This window comes from Methylobacterium aerolatum (assembly GCF_022179085.1).
Classification (GTDB): Bacteria; Pseudomonadota; Alphaproteobacteria; order Rhizobiales; family Beijerinckiaceae; genus Methylobacterium; species Methylobacterium aerolatum.
This window is the reverse complement of record NZ_BPQE01000002.1, coordinates 21,426-37,871: the sequence shown is the minus strand read 5'-3', so window position 1 is coordinate 37,871 and position 16,446 is coordinate 21,426. Positions and strand designations below refer to the sequence as shown.

At 71.6% G+C, this 16,446-nt stretch carries 12 protein-coding genes; 11 read left to right on the top strand and 1 reads right to left on the bottom strand.

Features of this window, described 5'->3' with window-relative positions:
- The first annotated feature begins 110 nt into the window (after positions 1-110).
- The 8 genes from MFF06_RS00665 to MFF06_RS00630 all read left to right on the top strand — a co-directional run bounded on the left by MFF06_RS00665 (position 111) and on the right by MFF06_RS00630 (position 9,832).
- Entirely contained in the window at positions 111-1,349 is a 1,239-nt protein-coding gene (locus tag MFF06_RS00665) for a glycosyltransferase family 4 protein (RefSeq protein WP_238201047.1), read from the top strand.
- 123 nt (positions 1,350-1,472) lie between these two features.
- A complete protein-coding gene (locus MFF06_RS00660) occupies positions 1,473-2,231 on the top strand; it encodes a PIG-L deacetylase family protein (RefSeq protein ID WP_238201046.1) in 759 nt (252 codons plus the stop codon).
- Positions 2,221-2,844, top strand: coding sequence for a uracil-DNA glycosylase family protein (locus MFF06_RS00655; RefSeq protein ID WP_238201045.1), 624 nt, complete (start codon positions 2,221-2,223; stop codon positions 2,842-2,844). Before MFF06_RS00660 ends, MFF06_RS00655 begins: the two co-directional genes overlap by 11 nt.
- Before the next feature lie 162 nt (positions 2,845-3,006).
- Entirely contained in the window at positions 3,007-4,164 is a 1,158-nt protein-coding gene (locus MFF06_RS00650; protein WP_370876547.1) for a lysylphosphatidylglycerol synthase domain-containing protein, read from the top strand.
- Positions 4,165-4,180: 16 nt separating this feature from the next.
- Positions 4,181-5,458, top strand: coding sequence for an ATP-binding protein (locus MFF06_RS00645; protein WP_370876548.1), 1,278 nt, complete (start codon positions 4,181-4,183; stop codon positions 5,456-5,458).
- A 222-nt stretch (positions 5,459-5,680) separates the two neighbouring features.
- Entirely contained in the window at positions 5,681-8,161 is a 2,481-nt protein-coding gene (locus MFF06_RS00640; RefSeq protein WP_238201044.1) for a heavy metal translocating P-type ATPase, read from the top strand.
- Positions 8,158-8,586, top strand: a complete 429-nt coding sequence (gene cueR, locus MFF06_RS00635) for a Cu(I)-responsive transcriptional regulator (RefSeq protein ID WP_238201043.1) — start codon at positions 8,158-8,160, stop codon at positions 8,584-8,586. The genes MFF06_RS00640 and cueR overlap by 4 nt, the downstream gene beginning before the upstream one ends.
- Before the next feature lie 61 nt (positions 8,587-8,647).
- Positions 8,648-9,832, top strand: coding sequence for a M20 aminoacylase family protein (locus tag MFF06_RS00630; RefSeq protein WP_238201042.1), 1,185 nt, complete (start codon positions 8,648-8,650; stop codon positions 9,830-9,832).
- A 167-nt stretch (positions 9,833-9,999) separates the two neighbouring features.
- On the opposite strand, the gene MFF06_RS00625 is transcribed toward MFF06_RS00630, so the two are convergent.
- Complete coding sequence (locus tag MFF06_RS00625) at positions 10,000-11,403, bottom strand: leucyl aminopeptidase family protein (protein WP_238201041.1); 1,404 nt, start codon at positions 11,401-11,403, stop codon at positions 10,000-10,002.
- Between the two features lie 144 nt (positions 11,404-11,547).
- On the opposite strand from MFF06_RS00625, the gene MFF06_RS00620 reads away from it, so the two are divergent.
- The 3 genes from MFF06_RS00620 (at position 11,548) to MFF06_RS00610 (ending at position 16,441) form a co-directional block, all read left to right on the top strand.
- The gene (locus MFF06_RS00620) at positions 11,548-12,357 is read left to right on the top strand and encodes a tetratricopeptide repeat protein (RefSeq protein WP_238201040.1); all 810 of its coding nucleotides are present in this window, start codon (positions 11,548-11,550) and stop codon (positions 12,355-12,357) included.
- Positions 12,358-12,851: 494 nt separating this feature from the next.
- On the top strand, positions 12,852-15,551 hold the full coding sequence (gene acnA / locus MFF06_RS00615; RefSeq protein ID WP_238201039.1) for an aconitate hydratase AcnA: 2,700 nt from the start codon (positions 12,852-12,854) through the stop codon (positions 15,549-15,551).
- Between the two features lie 185 nt (positions 15,552-15,736).
- A complete protein-coding gene (locus tag MFF06_RS00610; RefSeq protein WP_370876550.1) occupies positions 15,737-16,441 on the top strand; it encodes a metal ABC transporter permease in 705 nt (234 codons plus the stop codon).
- The last annotated feature ends 5 nt before the right edge of the window (positions 16,442-16,446 follow it).

The following is a 16,446-nucleotide window of genomic DNA, read 5'->3' as shown; positions in this document are numbered from 1 at the left end:
CGAGCGCAGCGAAGCGACCCAGGGCAGCGGGACGTTTTCGATCGGAGCGGCTCCCTCGATTGCTTCGCTCCGCTCGCAAGAACGACTGCCCGTATGGACACGACGCCCGAATGAGAATCCTCTTCCTTAGCCGCCGCTACTTCCCCGCGATTTCCGGGATGAGCGTCTACGCCCAGAACCTGCTGCGCGAACTCGTCTCGGCCGGGCACGACGTGACCATGGTCTCGCAGTATCGGGGTGACGAATTCGGCACCCGCGTCTACGGCGGCGGGCCGCCGCCACCCGTGCCGGGCGTCACGGTGATCGGCCTGGAGCAGGTCGGCGAGCAGACGAGCGGCGATTTCGAGCGGGACATCGGCGTGATGGTGGACACCATCTGCGCCGAGCACGCCAGAAAGCCCTTCGACGTGCTCCATGCCCAATACGGCTACCCGACCGGCTGGGCGGTGCTGCTGGCCTCGAAGCGCCTCGGCGTGCCGAACGTGGTCTCGATCCAGGGCGGCGACGGCCACTGGGTCGGCTCCTGCTGCGAGACCCACCGGGTCGGGATGCGCGAGGTCCTCGACCACGCCAACGCCCTGCTGATCGGCGGCGCCTCCTTCGTAGAGGAGGTCTGCGACCGGCTCGGCTCCGATCCCGCCCGCTTCACCATCGTGCCCGGGGCGGTCGACACGTCCCGCTTCGCGCGAGACACCGCCGACGGCCTGCCTGCGCCCCATGACGGGCCCGTCCGCCTCCTCTACCACGGCCGCGTGGACCGCCGGAAAGGCGTGCTCGACTTCATCGAGGCCCTGGTGATCCTGCGGGCGCAGGGGACGCCCTTCGCGGCGACGATCTCCGGCATCGGCCCGGATGTCGATCCCGCCAAGGCGCTGGCCGAGACGCACGGGTTCGGCCCGGAGGCAATTCGCTTCACCGGCTACGCCGAGTACGCCACCGTGCCGGACCTGTACCGCGACGCCGACGTCTTCGCCTCCCCGACCTATGCCGAGGGCTTCTCCAACACGATCCTGGAGGCCATGGCGGCGGGGCTCGCGGTGGTCTCCTGCCACGCGGTCGGCGTCTCCGATTGCCTGCGGGACGGCGAGAACGGCCTCCTGACCGTGCCCGGCGACGTCCCCGCCCAGGCCGCCGCCCTGACGCGGATCATCACCGACGGGGGCCTGCGCCGCCACCTCGCCGCCGCCGGGCTGGAGGAGTGCCGCCGGGTCTATTCCTGGGAGGCGGTGGGCCGCCAGATCATGGGCGTCTACGCCAAGGTCGTGAACGAGCGGCCCGACTCGAATTTTGCCGACGAACTACCCTTCGACCCGTCCTGCCGCTTCCGCGCCGAACCGCACCTGCTGTGATGGGTCTCCGCCGCCATTGCCAGCGCAGCGAAGCAATCCAGGGATGCGCTGCCTTCGGAAGCGGCCCGCCGCCCCTGGATTGCTTCGCTGCGCTCGCGATGACGAGGGGGTGAGGGAAAGACCATGCCGACAGCCCTCGCCCTTTCGCCCCATCTCGACGACGCCGCATTCTCGGCGGGCGGGCTCCTCGCGACCCTGGCGGCCGGGGGCTGGCGGGTGGTGATGGCCACCACCTTCACGCAGAGCGTACCCGATCCGAAGGGCTTCGCCCTCGCTTGCCAGCTCGACAAGGGCCTCGGCCCGGACATCGACTACATGGCGCTCCGCCGGACCGAAGATCAGGCGGCGGCCGACGCGCTCGGCATCGCCGCGCCCCTGCATCTACCCTTCCGCGAGGCGCCGCACCGGGGTTACGGCTCGGCGCCGGAGTTGTTCGCGGAGGTTCGTGACGACGACACCATCGACCGCGACCTCGCCCCGGCGCTGGCCGACCTGATCGCCGCCGAGACGCCCGACCTGATCCTGGCGCCGCAGGCGGTCGGCGGACATGTCGATCACGTGCAGGTGGTGCGGGCGCTCCGGGCCGTCACACCCGCGACGCCGATCCTGTGGTGGCGCGACTTTCCTTACACGGTGCGTGAGGCGAGCCCGAAGGAGCCCCTCGCGCCGCTCCATGCGGCGTCGCCGGCACGCGCCTTCGCCTTCGACGGGGCGGCCCAGGCCAAAAAACTCGCGGCCTGCGCCGCCTATGCCAGCCAGATCGGCTTCCAGTTCGGCGGCGCGGCGGGGCTGGCCGATCAACTCGCCCGGGAAAACGGCATCGAGCGCTTCCGCCTCACCGGCCGCCTGCCGGAGCCGTTTCCCGCCCCCGATGGTCCTTGAACCGACGGCGCCGAAGAGCCTCGCCGACCCGGCCGCCCTGGCGGCGCGCCATGCCCTGCGGGACGCGTCCCACATCGCCCCGATCCGGGCTCTCGCCCGGCGCATCGCGGCGGAACGGGGCGCACCGGTTCCCGATCCCGATCCCCTGGATGGCGGAACCGCCGCGCGCCTGCTTCTCCTGCTGGAGACACCGGGGCCCACGGTGCTGCGCACCGGCTTCGTCACCCGCGACAGCGCCAACGGGACCGCCGCCAACCTCTTCCGCTTCCTCGCCGAGGCGGAGATCGCGCGGCGCGACACGCTGATCTGGAATGCCGTGCCCTGGGTGATCCACGTGGAAGGCGCCCTCAACCGCGCCCCCCGCCGGGCGGAGGCACGGGCCGCCGCGCCCTACCTCGCGCCCCTCCTCGCCCTTCTGCCGGACCTCGCCGTCGCGGTCCTCGCCGGGCGCTTCGCCCGCGAGTGCGCCCCCGCTCTCACGGCGCTGCACCCCGGCCTGCCGGTGATCGCGATCCCGCATCCGAGTCCGACCTACGTCTGCACCTCGCCGGAGGTGCCCGCTCGCATCGGGCAGGGATTAGCAGCGGCGGCGCGGGTGTTGCGTCAGGGATAAGCCTCGACTTCAGATGCGGAGTGCACAGAGATCCCACGGCCTCGCTGGTCATGAGGGCAGGTTCGGCTTACATGCGGGCGACGGGCCGCGGTCCGGGATGATCCGGCATGGGAGCCCGCTCCCGTCCGGCCCGCGCGAGCGAGGGGACGGACGCCGATCGGTATGAACTTTCAGGGGCAGCACCGGAACGAGGTCGCCTCGGCCCGGCCGGTCGAAGAGACCGCGCCCGCCGACGGGGCCGCGCATGGCGACGCTCCCGCGGCGCCCAAGAAGGGCATGGGCTTCTCTCGCAACAAGTATGCCTGGATCGGGACGGCCGCGAGCATCATCCTCGTCGCCGTGTCCCTCGGGGTGCTGTGGAAGCTCGTCCAGAGCGTCTCCTGGGCTGAGGTCACCGACGCCCTGCACAACGCCTCCGCCCGGCAGCTCGGACTCGCCTTCCTGTTCGTGGGCGTGAGCTACGTCTTCCTCACCGGCTACGATGCCCTGGCGCTGCGCCAGCTGCGCATCAAGGTGCCCTATCGCATCACGGCGCTGGCCTCGTTCACCTCCTACGCGGTGAGCTTCACCCTCGGCTTCCCGCTGCTGACGGCGGGGACGATCCGCTACTGGATCTACGCCCGCCAGGGCCTCTCGCCGGCCAAGATCGCCGCGCTGACGGTGATCGCCGGGTTCACCTTCTGGCTCGGCATGGGCGTGGTGCTGGGCCTTTCCCTCATCATCGAGGCGGGGCAACTCGCCGGGCTCGCCTTCACTTCCATCGAACTCAACCAGGGGGTCGGGTTCGCCGCCCTGCTCGCCGTGGTCGGGTACCTCGCCTGGGTCTCGGCCAAGCGGCGCAGCGTGACCGTGAAGCAGTGGCGGCTCGAACTGCCCGGCGCCTCGGTCTCCATCGGGCAGATGATCGTCGGTATCGGCGACGTCTGCGCGGCCGCCGCCGTGCTCTACGTCCTCCTCCCGCCGGAAACCGCCATCGGCTTCACGACCTTCCTGGCGATCTACGTGCTGGCGGCGATGCTCGGTATCGCGTCCAACGCGCCGGGCGGCATCGGCGTGTTCGAGGCGACGATCCTGCTCGCCCTGTCGAGCCTGCCGCGCAACGAGGTGCTGACCTCGCTGCTGCTGTTCCGGGGGTGCTACTACGTCGTGCCCTTCGTGACGGCGCTCGCCATGCTCGGCCTCTACGAGATCGTGAAGCGGGCGGGCGGCGCCTCCGATTCGTCCGACCGGGAGGGGCGGACGGTCCCACCGGAGGGGACGGCCGGACCCTCCGGCAAGTCCTGGCCCGGCGGATCCCCGCCGGACGGGTCGGGCGGCTGACGGAGACTTCCCGTCCGTGAACGCAGTCTCCCGCAGGGCGGCAGCCTGGACCGGCGCGGCGGTGGCGGGCAGCCTGATCGCCCTCGCGGGGCTGATCGACGGAAGCGCCGGTCCCGGCTTCCTCGCCCTCGCGGCGCTGGCGGTCGTCGTGGGCGCCCTCGTCGGCGGGCGCCGCCGGGAGGCGCCGCCGACGCAACCGAGGGCGGGCACCCCGCGCCACGCCATCGCGGAAGCCCTGCTCGCCCAGATACCCGATCCGGTGATCCTCGTGGACCGGCGCGCCCGCGTCCTGGAGGCGAACACCGCCGCCCGCGCACTCCTGCCCGCCCTGCACCTCTCCCGGCCGCTCTCCTTCGCCCTGCGCCATCCGGAGGTGACCGACGCGATGGAGACCGTGCTGGCAGGCGGGCCGCCACAACGGGTGATCTACGAGGTCCGCATCCCGGTGGAGCGGGCCTTCGAGGTGCAGATCGGCGCGCTCGAAGTGCCGGATGGGTCGGGCGCGGGGGCGGTGCTGTTCCTGCGCGATCTGACCTCCGCCCGGCGGCTGGAGGCGATGCGCGTGGACTTCGTGGCCAATGCCAGCCACGAACTGCGCACCCCGCTCTCCTCCCTCATCGGCTTTATCGAGACGCTCCAGGGACCGGCCAAGGGCGACGCCGCGGCCCGGGAGCGGTTCCTGGAGATCATGCAGGGGCAGGCGCAGCGGATGCGCCGGCTGATCGATGACCTCCTGTCCCTGTCGCGGATCGAGCTGCGCGAGCACGTCGCGCCGACGGGCGTCGTCGATCTCGGGGCCCTGGCCCGGCAGATGGTGGACGCCCAGGCGCCGCTGGCCGCCGCCCGCGGGGCCGATGTCTCCCTGAGCGACGGGAACGGCCCCTATCCGGTGCCGGGCGATGCCGACGAACTCACCCGCGTGATCGAGAACCTGATCGAGAACGCCGTGAAGTATGGCGGCAGCACCATCCGCGTCGGCCTCCGCCGGGAGGAGGATCCACGCCTCGGTCGCCGGATCGTCCTGTCGGTGACGGATGACGGCCCCGGCATCCCGCCCGAGCACATTCCCCGCCTGACCGAGCGGTTCTACCGGGTGGATGTGGGCTCCAGCCGCGCGCGGGGCGGCACGGGTCTCGGCCTCGCCATCGTGAAGCACAGCCTCAAGCGGCACCGCGGCAGCCTGACGATCGAGAGCGAGGTCGGCCGGGGGACCGTGGCCCGGGTGAGCCTGCCCGAATTCGGCGCGGCCGACCGGAACTCGGCGCGCTGGACCGAGGCGGCGGGGGACGAGTGACCCCGAGGGGCTGACCGGAAAGGTCTTGTGAGCTCCCACGCACGCCCTCGTCATTGCGAGCGACAGCGAAGCAATCCAGGACAGCGGGCCGTGTCCCATCGTGACGTATCCCTGGATTGCTTCGCTTCGCTCGCAATGACGGAAGAGCCAACGCAGGTCTTGAGAGACACGATGGCAACCGCCCTTGACCTTCCCACGGTGGGAAGCTCCATCTGAGGGGGCATGGACACCGTCGCCCCCTCCAAGCCGATCTCTCTGAGCCTCCCGGTCACCGGCCTGTCCTGTGCCGGATGCGTGGCGCGGGTCGAGCGAACCCTCAACCGGTTGCCCGGCGCGCGGGACGTCTCGGTGAACCTCGCCACCGGCCGGGCGGCCCTGGCCCTCACCGCCGAAACCGCTCCGGCGGAGGTCGCGGCCGCGCTGGCCGAGGCCGGCTATCCGGTGGCCGAGGTCGAGACGGTGCTGCCGGTTGAGGGGATGCATTGCGCCTCCTGTGTCGGCCGGGTCGAGGCGGCGCTGGCCGCCATCCCCGGCGTGACCGGGGCGAGCGTGAACCTCGCTGCCGGGCAGGCGCGGGTGACGCACGGGGATGGCATCGTCCCGGCCGCCGACCTCGCGGCGGCGGTGCGGGCGGCGGGCTTCTCGGTGCCGGGTGAGTCCGAAGCCGCTCCGGAGGCGCGGGAGGACCGGCGCGTCGCCGAGGCGCGGGCGCTGCGGCAGGAGTTCGGGATCGCCGCCCTGCTCTCCGCGCCCGTCGTCGTCCTCGACATGGGAGGGCATCTCGGCGGGCATTCCGTTCTGCCCGCCATGGGGGGCTCCGCCGCGGGGTGGGTGCAGGCGATTCTCACCACCCTCATCCTGGCGTGGCCGGGCCGGCGATTCTTCCGCGCCGGGATTCCCGGCCTGCTGCGCGGGCACCCGGACATGAACGCCCTCGTCGCCCTCGGGGCGGGGGCCGCCTACCTCTATTCGCTGGTCTCGGTCCTGGCGCCCCGGATCCTGCCGGAGGGCTCCGCGCACCTGTATTTCGAAGCGAGTGCCCTCGTCGTCACCCTGATCCTCCTCGGCCGCAGCCTCGAGGCGCGGGCGCGGGGGCGCACGGGGGAGGCGATCGCCCGGCTGATGGACCTGTCGCCCCGGACGGCGCGGGTCGTCCGGAACGGCGGCGAGACCGAGGTGCCGCTGACGGCGCTGGCGGTCGGCGACATCGTGCGGGTCCGGCCCGGCGAGCGCATCGCCGCCGACGGCACGGTCGTGGCGGGGGAAAGCCGCGTCGATGAGAGCATGGTGACGGGCGAGCCCACCCCCGTGCGCAAGACGGTGGGCGCCTCGGTCGTCGGCGGAACCCTCAACGGCGGCGGCAGCCTCGATCTGCGTGTCGGCGCCGTCGGGGCGGCGACGGTGCTCGCGCAGATCGCGGCCATGGTCGAGCGGGCGCAGGGCGGCAAACTGCCGATCCAGGCCCTGGTGGACCGCGTCACCGGCCGCTTCGTGCCGGTGGTGATCGGACTTTCGCTCGCGACCTTCCTCGGCTGGCTCGCCCTGGCGCCGGCTCCGGCGCTGGGGCAGGCCCTCGTCCATGCGGTGGCGGTGCTCATCATCGCCTGCCCCTGCGCCATGGGCCTCGCCACGCCCACCGCCATCATGGTCGGCACCGGGCGGGCCGCCGAGGCCGGCGTGCTGTTCCGCGACGGCGCCGCGTTGCAGGCGCTGCGGGGCGTGAGGCTCGTCGCCCTCGACAAGACGGGCACGCTTACCCAGGGCCGACCCAGCCTCACCGGCGCGGCGACCGTCGAGGGGCTCGCGGAGGACGAGGCGCTGCGTCTCGCCGCCGGCCTGGAGGGACGCTCGGAGCATCCGCTGGCCCGGGCCATCGTCGCGGCGGCCCAGGGCCGTGGCCTGACCCTCGCGGAGGCAAACGGGTTCGAGGCGGTGGAGGGGTTCGGCGTGGCCGGGCGGGTCGAGGGACGGGCGGTGGCGGTCGGTGCCTTGCGCTACCTCGACCGCCTCGGCGTCGCCCGCGATCCCGCCCTCGTGGCCCGGGCCGAGGCCGACGCCCGCGAGGGGGCGAGCCCGGTGCACCTCGTCCTCGACGGCCGCCATGTCGCGGCGCTGGCGGTGGCCGATCCGGTCCGGCCCGGCGCGCGCGAGGCCGTGGCGTCGCTCCGGGCGCGGGGCCTCGCCGTGGCGATGGTCACGGGCGACGATCCGGCGACGGCTCGACGGGTCGCCGCCGATCTCGGAATCGAAGAGGTGGCGGCGGGCGTGCTGCCCGGCGGCAAGGCCGAGGCGGTGCGGCGCTTCCGGGCGGCGCACGGCCCGGTGGCCTTCGTGGGCGACGGCGTGAACGACGCGCCCGCCCTGGCGGAAGCGGATGTCGGGCTCGCCATCGGCACCGGCACGGACATCGCGGTGGAGAGCGCCGACGTGGTGCTGATGGGCGCCGCGCCCGGCGCCCTGATTGAGGCGTTCGCCCTGTCGCGGGCGGTGATGGCGAACATCCGCCAGAACCTGTTCTGGGCCTTCGCCTACAACGCGGCGCTGATCCCGCTGGCGGCGGGTCTGCTCGTGCCCTTCGGCGGGCCGTCGCTGTCGCCGGTCCTGGCGGCGGGGGCCATGGCCCTGTCGAGCCTGTTCGTCCTCGGCAACGCCCTGCGCCTGCGCCGGGCCGGCGGCTACCGCCCGGCCGGGGGCGCGGCATGAGCGGGGGCACCGTCACCGTCGGCGAGGCGGCCCGGCTCACCGGCGTCTCTGCCAAGATGATCCGCTGGTATGAGGCGCGGGGCCTGCTCCCACCCGCCGCCCGCTCGGCCGCCGGCTACCGTCACTACGGCGAGGCGGACATCCGCACCCTCCAGTTCGTCCGCCGCGCCCGCGACCTCGGCTTCGACGTGGAGGCGATTGGCGAGTTGCTGGCGCTGTGGCACGACCGGGACCGGCCGAGCGCGGCGGTGAAGGCCATCGCGCAAAGCCGCATCGCCGAACTGCGCCGCCGGATCGCCGCCCTGGAGGGCATGGCCCGCAGCCTGGAGCGGCTGGCCGAGGATTGCTGCGGCGACGGCCGGCCGGAATGTCCCATCCTCGACGATCTGGCGGCCGGGGAGGGCAAACCCGTAAAGTCCGGTTGACGCCGCGCTTGGCCTCCGGCTTGCTCGGGGCCTCGGACCGTCCCGAGAGAGTCCCCGCCGGATGCCCGTTCCCGCACGGATCGAAGCCCTGGGCCCCACAATGACCGGGTGGCGGCAGGCACTGCACGCCCAGCCCGAGCTCCTCTACGACGTCGCGCGCACCGCCGCCTTCGTGGCCGAGCGCCTGCGCGAGTTCGGCTGCGACGAGGTCGTCACCGGAATCGGCCGCACCGGCGTGGTCGGGGTGATCCGGGGCGGAGGGGGAGACCACGGCCGCCGCTCCAACCGGGCGATCGGCCTGCGCGCCGACATGGACGCCCTGCCGATCCAGGAAGTCCGCGACCTGCCCTACCGCTCCACCGTCCCGGGCAAGATGCACGCCTGCGGCCATGACGGGCACATGGCGATGCTGCTCGGTGCCGCGCAGTACCTCGCCGAGACCCGCCGGTTCGACGGATCCGCCGTGATGATCTTCCAGCCCGCCGAGGAGGGCGGCGGCGGCGGCGAGGCGATGGTGGAGGACGGGCTGATGGAGCGCTTCGGCATCGAATCGGTCTACGGGATGCACAACATTCCCGGTATGCCGGTCGGCACCTTCGCCGTGCGCCACGGCCCCATCATGGCCTCCACCGACCGGTTCACCGTCACCGTCGAGGGCCGGGGCGGCCACGCCGCCCTGCCGCAGAACGCGATCGACAGCGTGCTCGTGGCGAGCCACGTCATCATCGCCCTCCAGAGCATCGTGGCGCGCCATCTCGATCCGCTCCAGTCGGCGGTGGTCTCGGTCTGCGCGCTGGACGCGGGTGAGGCGTTCAACGTTTTGCCGCAATGCGTGACCATGCGCGGCACCATGCGCACCCTGTCCCAGGAGGTCCGCGAGGCCATCAAGACACGCATCGCGACGCTCGTCCGCGAGATCGCCGCCGGCTTCGGCGCGACCGGCACCGTCGATTTCGGAGCGAGCTACCCCGTCACGGAGAACCATCCCGCCGAGACGGACTTCATGGCCGACGTCGCGGAGGGCGTGGTCGGACCCGAGCGGGTGAACCGCGCGGTGGCCCCGATGATGACGGCGGAGGACTTCTCCTACATGCTCGGCCGCCGTCCCGGCGCCTACATGTTCCTCGGCAACGGCGACTCGGCCTCGCTCCACCACCCGCTCTACGATTTCAACGACGCGGCGGCGCCCTACGGCGCGGCGCTCTGGGCGCGGCTGATCGAGACGGGGTTGCCGGTGGAGGGGTAGAGAAACGCGCCTGCTGGCGCGTCTCCCGTTCCACGATTGCTTCACCTGCCGTCATTGCTTCGATGTCGTTCAGAACGACGAAGCGGCGGCGCGAAAAACGGGCAACGTTCTGGAACCCTCAAGCTGGTTCACCGGCGTGAGGCGGCACCGAAAGCGCGACCCAGCCATCACCCCCCGTACAGGGACTTCAACAGGTCGTAGGCCAGCCGCGCGGTCTGCACCTCACCGCCCTCCGGACGGCCCGGCTTGGTGGAGGGGTTCCAGCCGTAGAGGTCGAAGTGGCCGTGGCGCTTGGTCTTCGGCGCGAAGCGCCGCAGGAACAGGGCGGCGGTGATCGCCCCGGCGAAGGGGCCGTTCGAGACGTTGTTGAGGTCCGCGATCTTCGAATCGAGCAGGCTGGCATAGGGCCGGTGCAGGGGCAGCCGCCAAACCGGATCGTGCGCCCTGGCCGCGGCTTGAGCGACGGAGGCGGCGAGGTCCTCGTCCTCCGTGAAGAAGGCCGGGAGGTCGGGGCCCAGCGCGGTGCGGGCGGCCCCCGTGAGCGTCGAGAAGTCGAGGATCAGCGCCGGGTCGTCGGCCTCGGCCAGGGCGAGGGCGTCGGCCAGGATCAGGCGGCCCTCGGCGTCGGTGTTGCCGATCTCTACGGAAAGCCCCGCCCGGCTGCGCAGCACGTCGCCGGGGCGGAAGGCGTTGCCGGCCACGGCATTCTCGACCGCCGGAATCAGCACCCGCAGGCGCACCCGGAGCCCGGCGCCCATCACCATGTCGGCGGCCGCGAGGGCCACGGCGGCACCGCCCATGTCCTTCTTCATCAGCAGCATGGCCGAGGAGGGCTTGATGTCGAGCCCGCCCGTATCGAAGGCAACGCCCTTGCCGACCAGGGTGACCCTCGGCGCGGCGTCGTCTCCCCAGGAGATGTCGATGAGCCGGGGCGCCCGCGCCGCCGCCGCGCCGACGGCGTGGACGAGGGGATACTCGCGGGCGAGATCGGCGCCGCTCACCACGGTGATCGCGGCCCCGTGCCGCTCCGCCACGGTCCGGGCCGCCGCCTCGATCTCGGCCGGGCCGAGGTCGTTGGCGGGGGTGTTGACGAGGTCGCGGCCCATCGCGACGGCGCGGGCGATCCGGGTGATCTCCGCCGCGTCGACGCCCTCGGGGGCGACGAGGCAGGCCATGGCCTTGTCGGCGGTGCGATACCGGTCGTACCGATAGCTGCCGAGGAGCCATGCCAGCGCCGCCGTCGCCGGGTCGGGCGCGCCCTCCAGCCTGTAGACGCCCGGTTGCATGAGGCCCGGCAGGCGGCCCGCCACGAAGGGGTCGGCTCCGGGGGCGCCGGGGTCGCCGAGGCCGAACAGCACCCGCGCCAGCCCCCCGTCCGGCGCCGGCAGGTAGGCGACGCTCCCGGCCTTGCCGGTGAAGCCCGTGGCCCAGGCGAAGGCCCGCTCCGCCGGAGCCAGGCCCGCCTCCCACCCCGAGGCCGGGACGCAGACCACCGGGGTCCCGTCGCTTCCCGCGGGTAGGAGTTCGGCGATGGTCGCGGATGGGTCCGCGTCGGCGGCGGCGTCGCTCATGTGTCCTCCACGCCCGGCGGGGGCCGCACGGCCGCCCCTTAACCCCGGATTAGGCTTAACGCCTTATCACCCTGACTTCGGGACGGAGAAGCGCCCGGGGCGCATCCCTCCCGTCCCCGCCGTTTGCTGAGTGTGGAGCGTACCATGAGAGCGGCCCCGGTCCGGACCGAGCGTCTCCCGGCGGCGAGCGGCCTGCGGGGGCTCGCCGCCGTCGCCGTCATCGCCCTCGGCCTTGGGGCCTGCAACACCGATTCCGTGGAGACCACCGGATCCATCGGCGAGACCGGCGCCTCCGCGGCGGCTTCGGCGGCCCGGCGCGACCTCGACGGCCTGTCCGAAGCCTACAAGGCCAATCCCGGCGATCCGCGCACCGCCTTCCGCTACGCCCGCGCCCTGCGGGCTACGGATCAGGTCAACCAAGCGAGCGCGGTGCTGCAACAGGCGGCGCTGCGCAACCCGAAGGACACGCAGATCCTCGCGGCCTACGGCAAGTCCCTGGTGGAGGCCGGACGCTACCGGGAGGCGCTGGAGGTGCTGGCCAACGCCCACTCCCCCGCCAACCCGGATTGGCGCGTCCTCTCGGCGGAAGGCTCGGCCTCGGCGCAGCTCGGCGATCAGGCCGCCGCCCAGGGCTTCTACGAGGCGGCCCTCAAGATCCGCCCGAACGAGCCGTCGCTCCTCTCGAATCTCGGCCTGTCCTACGCCCTCTCGCGCAACCTCGACCGGGCCGAGGAGACCATGCGGCTCGCCGTCTCGCTGCCGGGCGCCGATGCGAAGATGCGGGCGAACCTCGCCCTCGTCCTCGGCCTCAGGGGCCGGTACGAGGAGGCCGAGGCCGTGCTGCGGCAGGATATGGGCCCGCAGGAGGCGGCCTCCAACGTCGCAGCGCTCCGCCGCCTCGCGGCGTCCCCGAACCGGTTCAAGGACGGATTGGCCCGCGCACAGCGGGGCTGACCCCACATCCACCCCGCAGGGGGGCGGGTAACACAGTACCAGCCTCGTCCTCGTCCTAAATGTCTGGCCGGAAAGGTTGTTGCCCCTCCGTCTTCGCTCCGCTCGCAAAGACGCGTCGGGCTTCATGGGCCGCCCGGACCTTCCCGGCCAGTCTCCCAGGATGACGTGGAGCGCGGAATCGGAAGCGACGACCGCGTCTCGCAACGCTCCCCGCAGAGAGGAGCAGGCGGCGCGGCTGCTCACCCATCCCTGAGCACGACACCCTCCCGCGCCTGTCATCACAGGCCGGTAGCCGCCAGATTCGAAACGTTCTATACGAGCCACGGCTGCGCCGCGCGGCATTCAGGGCGTCCAAATCGCCCCCCGCGCACCGTTCGATCCGGGCACTCCCGGGGCGGCGCGCGCCCGTCGGGCGCTTCACAGGCCGAACACCTTCGTGGCGCGGGTTATGCCTGCGCGTGTTCGATCATTTCGCAGCGAGGATACGACCAGCCGTGGCATCTCTCGACAGCTTCAAGGCCCGCCAGACGCTGAGCGCCGGGGGCAAGACCTACACCTACTACTCGATTCCCGAGGCCGAGAAGAACGGCCTCCCGTCGGCCGCCTCGCTGCCCTTCTCCATGAAGGTGCTGCTCGAGAACCTGCTGCGCTTCGAGGACGACCGCTCGGTGAAGAAGGCCGACGTCTCCGCCGCCGTGGGCTGGCTGGAGAACCGCGGCAAGACCGAGGTCGAGATCGCCTTCCGCCCGAGCCGGGTGCTGATGCAGGACTTCACCGGCGTGCCGGCCGTGGTGGACCTCGCCGCCATGCGCGACGCGATGGTGGCGCTGGGCGGCGACCCGCAGAAGATCAACCCGCTGGTGCCTGTGGATCTCGTCATCGACCACTCGGTGATCGTGGACGAGTTCGGCACCCCGAAGGCGCTCGATGAAAACGTCGCCCTCGAATACGCCCGCAACGGCGAGCGCTACACCTTCCTGAAGTGGGGCCAGTCGGCCTTCGACAACTTCTCCGTCGTGCCGCCGGGCACCGGCATCTGCCACCAGGTGAACCTCGAATACCTGTCGCAGACGGTCTGGACGAAGAAGGAAGGCTCTGAGGAGATCGCCTATCCCGATTCGCTGGTGGGCACCGATTCGCACACCACCATGGTGAACGGCCTCGCCGTCCTCGGCTGGGGCGTCGGCGGCATCGAAGCCGAGGCGGCCATGCTCGGCCAGCCGCTCTCCATGCTGATCCCCGAGGTGGTCGGCTTCAAGCTGTCGGGCAAGCTGCCCGAGGGCACCACCGCCACCGATCTCGTGCTCACCGTCACACAGATGCTGCGCAAGAAGGGCGTGGTCGGCAAGTTCGTGGAGTTCTACGGCCCCGGCCTCGACGACATGCCGGTGGCCGACCGGGCGACCATCTCCAACATGGCCCCCGAATACGGCGCCACCTGCGGCTTCTTCCCCGTCGACCAGAAGACCATCGACTTCCTCAAGGTCACCGGCCGTGCGGACGACCGGATCGCCCTCGTGGAGGCCTATGCCAAGGCGCAGGGCATGTGGCGCGACGCGCAGACGCCCGACCCGGTCTTCACCGACACGCTCGAGCTCGACATGGGCACGGTGCAGCCCTCCCTCGCCGGCCCGAAGCGCCCGCAGGACCGGGTGCTACTCTCCGACGCCAAGGCGGGCTTCGCCTCGTCCATGCAGACCGAGTTCAAGAAGGGCGGCGACATCTCCGGCCGCTTCCCCGTCGAGGGCACCAACTTCGACATAGGCCACGGCGACGTGGTGATCGCGGCGATCACCTCCTGCACCAACACCTCGAACCCGAGCGTGATGATCGGCGCCGGCCTGCTCGCCCGCAACGCGGTCGCCAAGGGCCTGCGCTCCAAGCCGTGGGTGAAGACCTCGCTGGCGCCCGGCAGCCAAGTCGTGGCCGAGTACCTCGCCAAGGCCGGCCTCCAGGACAGTCTCGACGCGCTCGGCTTCAACCTCGTCGGCTTCGGCTGCACCACCTGCATCGGCAATTCCGGCCCGCTCCCGGCGGCCGTGTCGAAGGCGATCAACGACAACGACGTCGTGGCCGCCGCCGTGCTCTCGGGCAACCGCAACTTCGAGGGCCGCGTGAACCCCGACGTGCGGGCGAACTACCTCGCCTCGCCGCCGCTGGTCGTCGCCTACGCGCTGGCCGGCTCGATGCAGATCGACCTCGCCAAGGAGCCGCTTGGAACGGGCTCGGACGGGCAGCCGGTCTACCTCAAGGACATCTGGCCCTCGGCCGCCGAGATCCAGAGCTTCATCGAGAAGACCATCACCTCCGCGCTGTTCAAGAGCCGCTACGCCGACGTGTTCGGCGGTGACGACAACTGGAAGGGCGTCGAGGTGACGGAGGCCGAGACCTTCGCCTGGAACGGCGGCTCGACCTATGTGCAGAACCCGCCCTACTTCGTCGGCATGGAGAAGACCCCGGCGCCGGTCACGGACATCGAGGGCGCGCGCATCCTCGGCCTGTTCCAGGACTCGATCACGACGGACCACATCTCCCCGGCGGGCAACATCCGCGCGGCCTCGCCGGCCGGCGAGTACCTGCAATCGCATCAGGTGCGGGTGCAGGACTTCAACCAGTACGGCACGCGCCGCGGCAACCACGAGGTGATGATGCGGGGCACCTTCGCCAACATCCGCATCAAGAACCAGATGGTCCGCGACGGCTCCGGCAACGTGGTCGAGGGCGGCTACACGCTGTTCCAGCCGACCGGCGAGAAGATGTTCATCTACGACGCGGCGCAGAAGTATGCGGCGCAGGGCACGCCGCTCGTCGTCTTCGCGGGCAAGGAGTACGGCACCGGCTCCTCGCGCGATTGGGCGGCCAAGGGCACCAAGCTGCTCGGCATCCGCGCCGTGATCGCCGAGAGCTTCGAGCGCATCCACCGCTCGAACCTCGTCGGCATGGGCGTCGTGCCGCTGGTCTTCCAGGGCGACACGTCCTGGGATTCGCTGGGCCTGAAGGGCGACGAGACCGTCACCATCAAGGGCCTCGCGGGTGAGCTGAAGCCGCGCCAGACGCTGACCGCCGAGATCACCTCCGCCGACGGCTCGGTGAAGCAGGTCCCGCTGACCTGCCGCATCGATACGCTCGACGAGCTGGAGTACTTCCGCAACGGCGGCATCCTGCCCTACGTGCTGCGCTCGCTCGCGGCGTAAGCATCACGCGGACCGACGATCGGGGGGCGGCGCCGGAGGGCGCCGCCCCTTTTTCATGCCCGCCGTCGACGGCCGGGACCGCGGGCCGCGGCCGCGTTCTCTCAGATGACACTTATCAATCGCGCACAAACTTGTTTTGTGGGCAGCCCGCCCCATCTCCTGGCCCCGTAACCAGGACAAAGCCCATGTCTGTCTTCTCGAGGATGATGCTCGCGGGCGTCATCGCCTCAGGCGCGGCCAGCATCGTGTCACCGGTTCACGCCGCTGCGCCCGAGCGCCTGCGCGGAACCATCGAATCCATCGAGCCGACGGCCCTCACCCTGAAGACCCGCGATGGCCAGATCGAGAAGGTCGCGCTGAAGGACGACGCCAAGATCTCCTGGGTGGTCCCGGCCAGCCTGGATCAGATCAAGGAAGGCACCTTCATCGGCACCGCCACCAAGGGCGAGAACCCGATGACGGCCCTGGAAGTGGTGCTGTTCCCCGAGGCGATGCGCGGAACCGGCGAGGGCCAGTACGCCTGGGACGAGATCACCGACACGACCGCCGGCGGCGGCCCCAAGGTGAAGAGTGCCATGACCAACGGCACCGTGAAGGCCGAGACGACCGGCAGCACCGGCGGCCCGAGGGTCAAGAGCGCGATGACCAACGGCACGGTCAAGTCCGACGCCGCCAAGGACGGGACGCGCATCCTCACCGTGAACTACGGCGGCGGCCAGTCGAGCACGATCGTCGTGCCGCATACGGCGCCGGTCGTCACCTTCGAGCCGGCCGGCCGGACCGCCCTGAGCGCGGGCGCCAAGGTCTTCGTCGTCGGCACCCGCAACGAGGGCGGCTTCACCGCCTCCCGCGTGGCCGTCGGTAAGGACGGTCTGACCCCGCCGATGTGATCCCG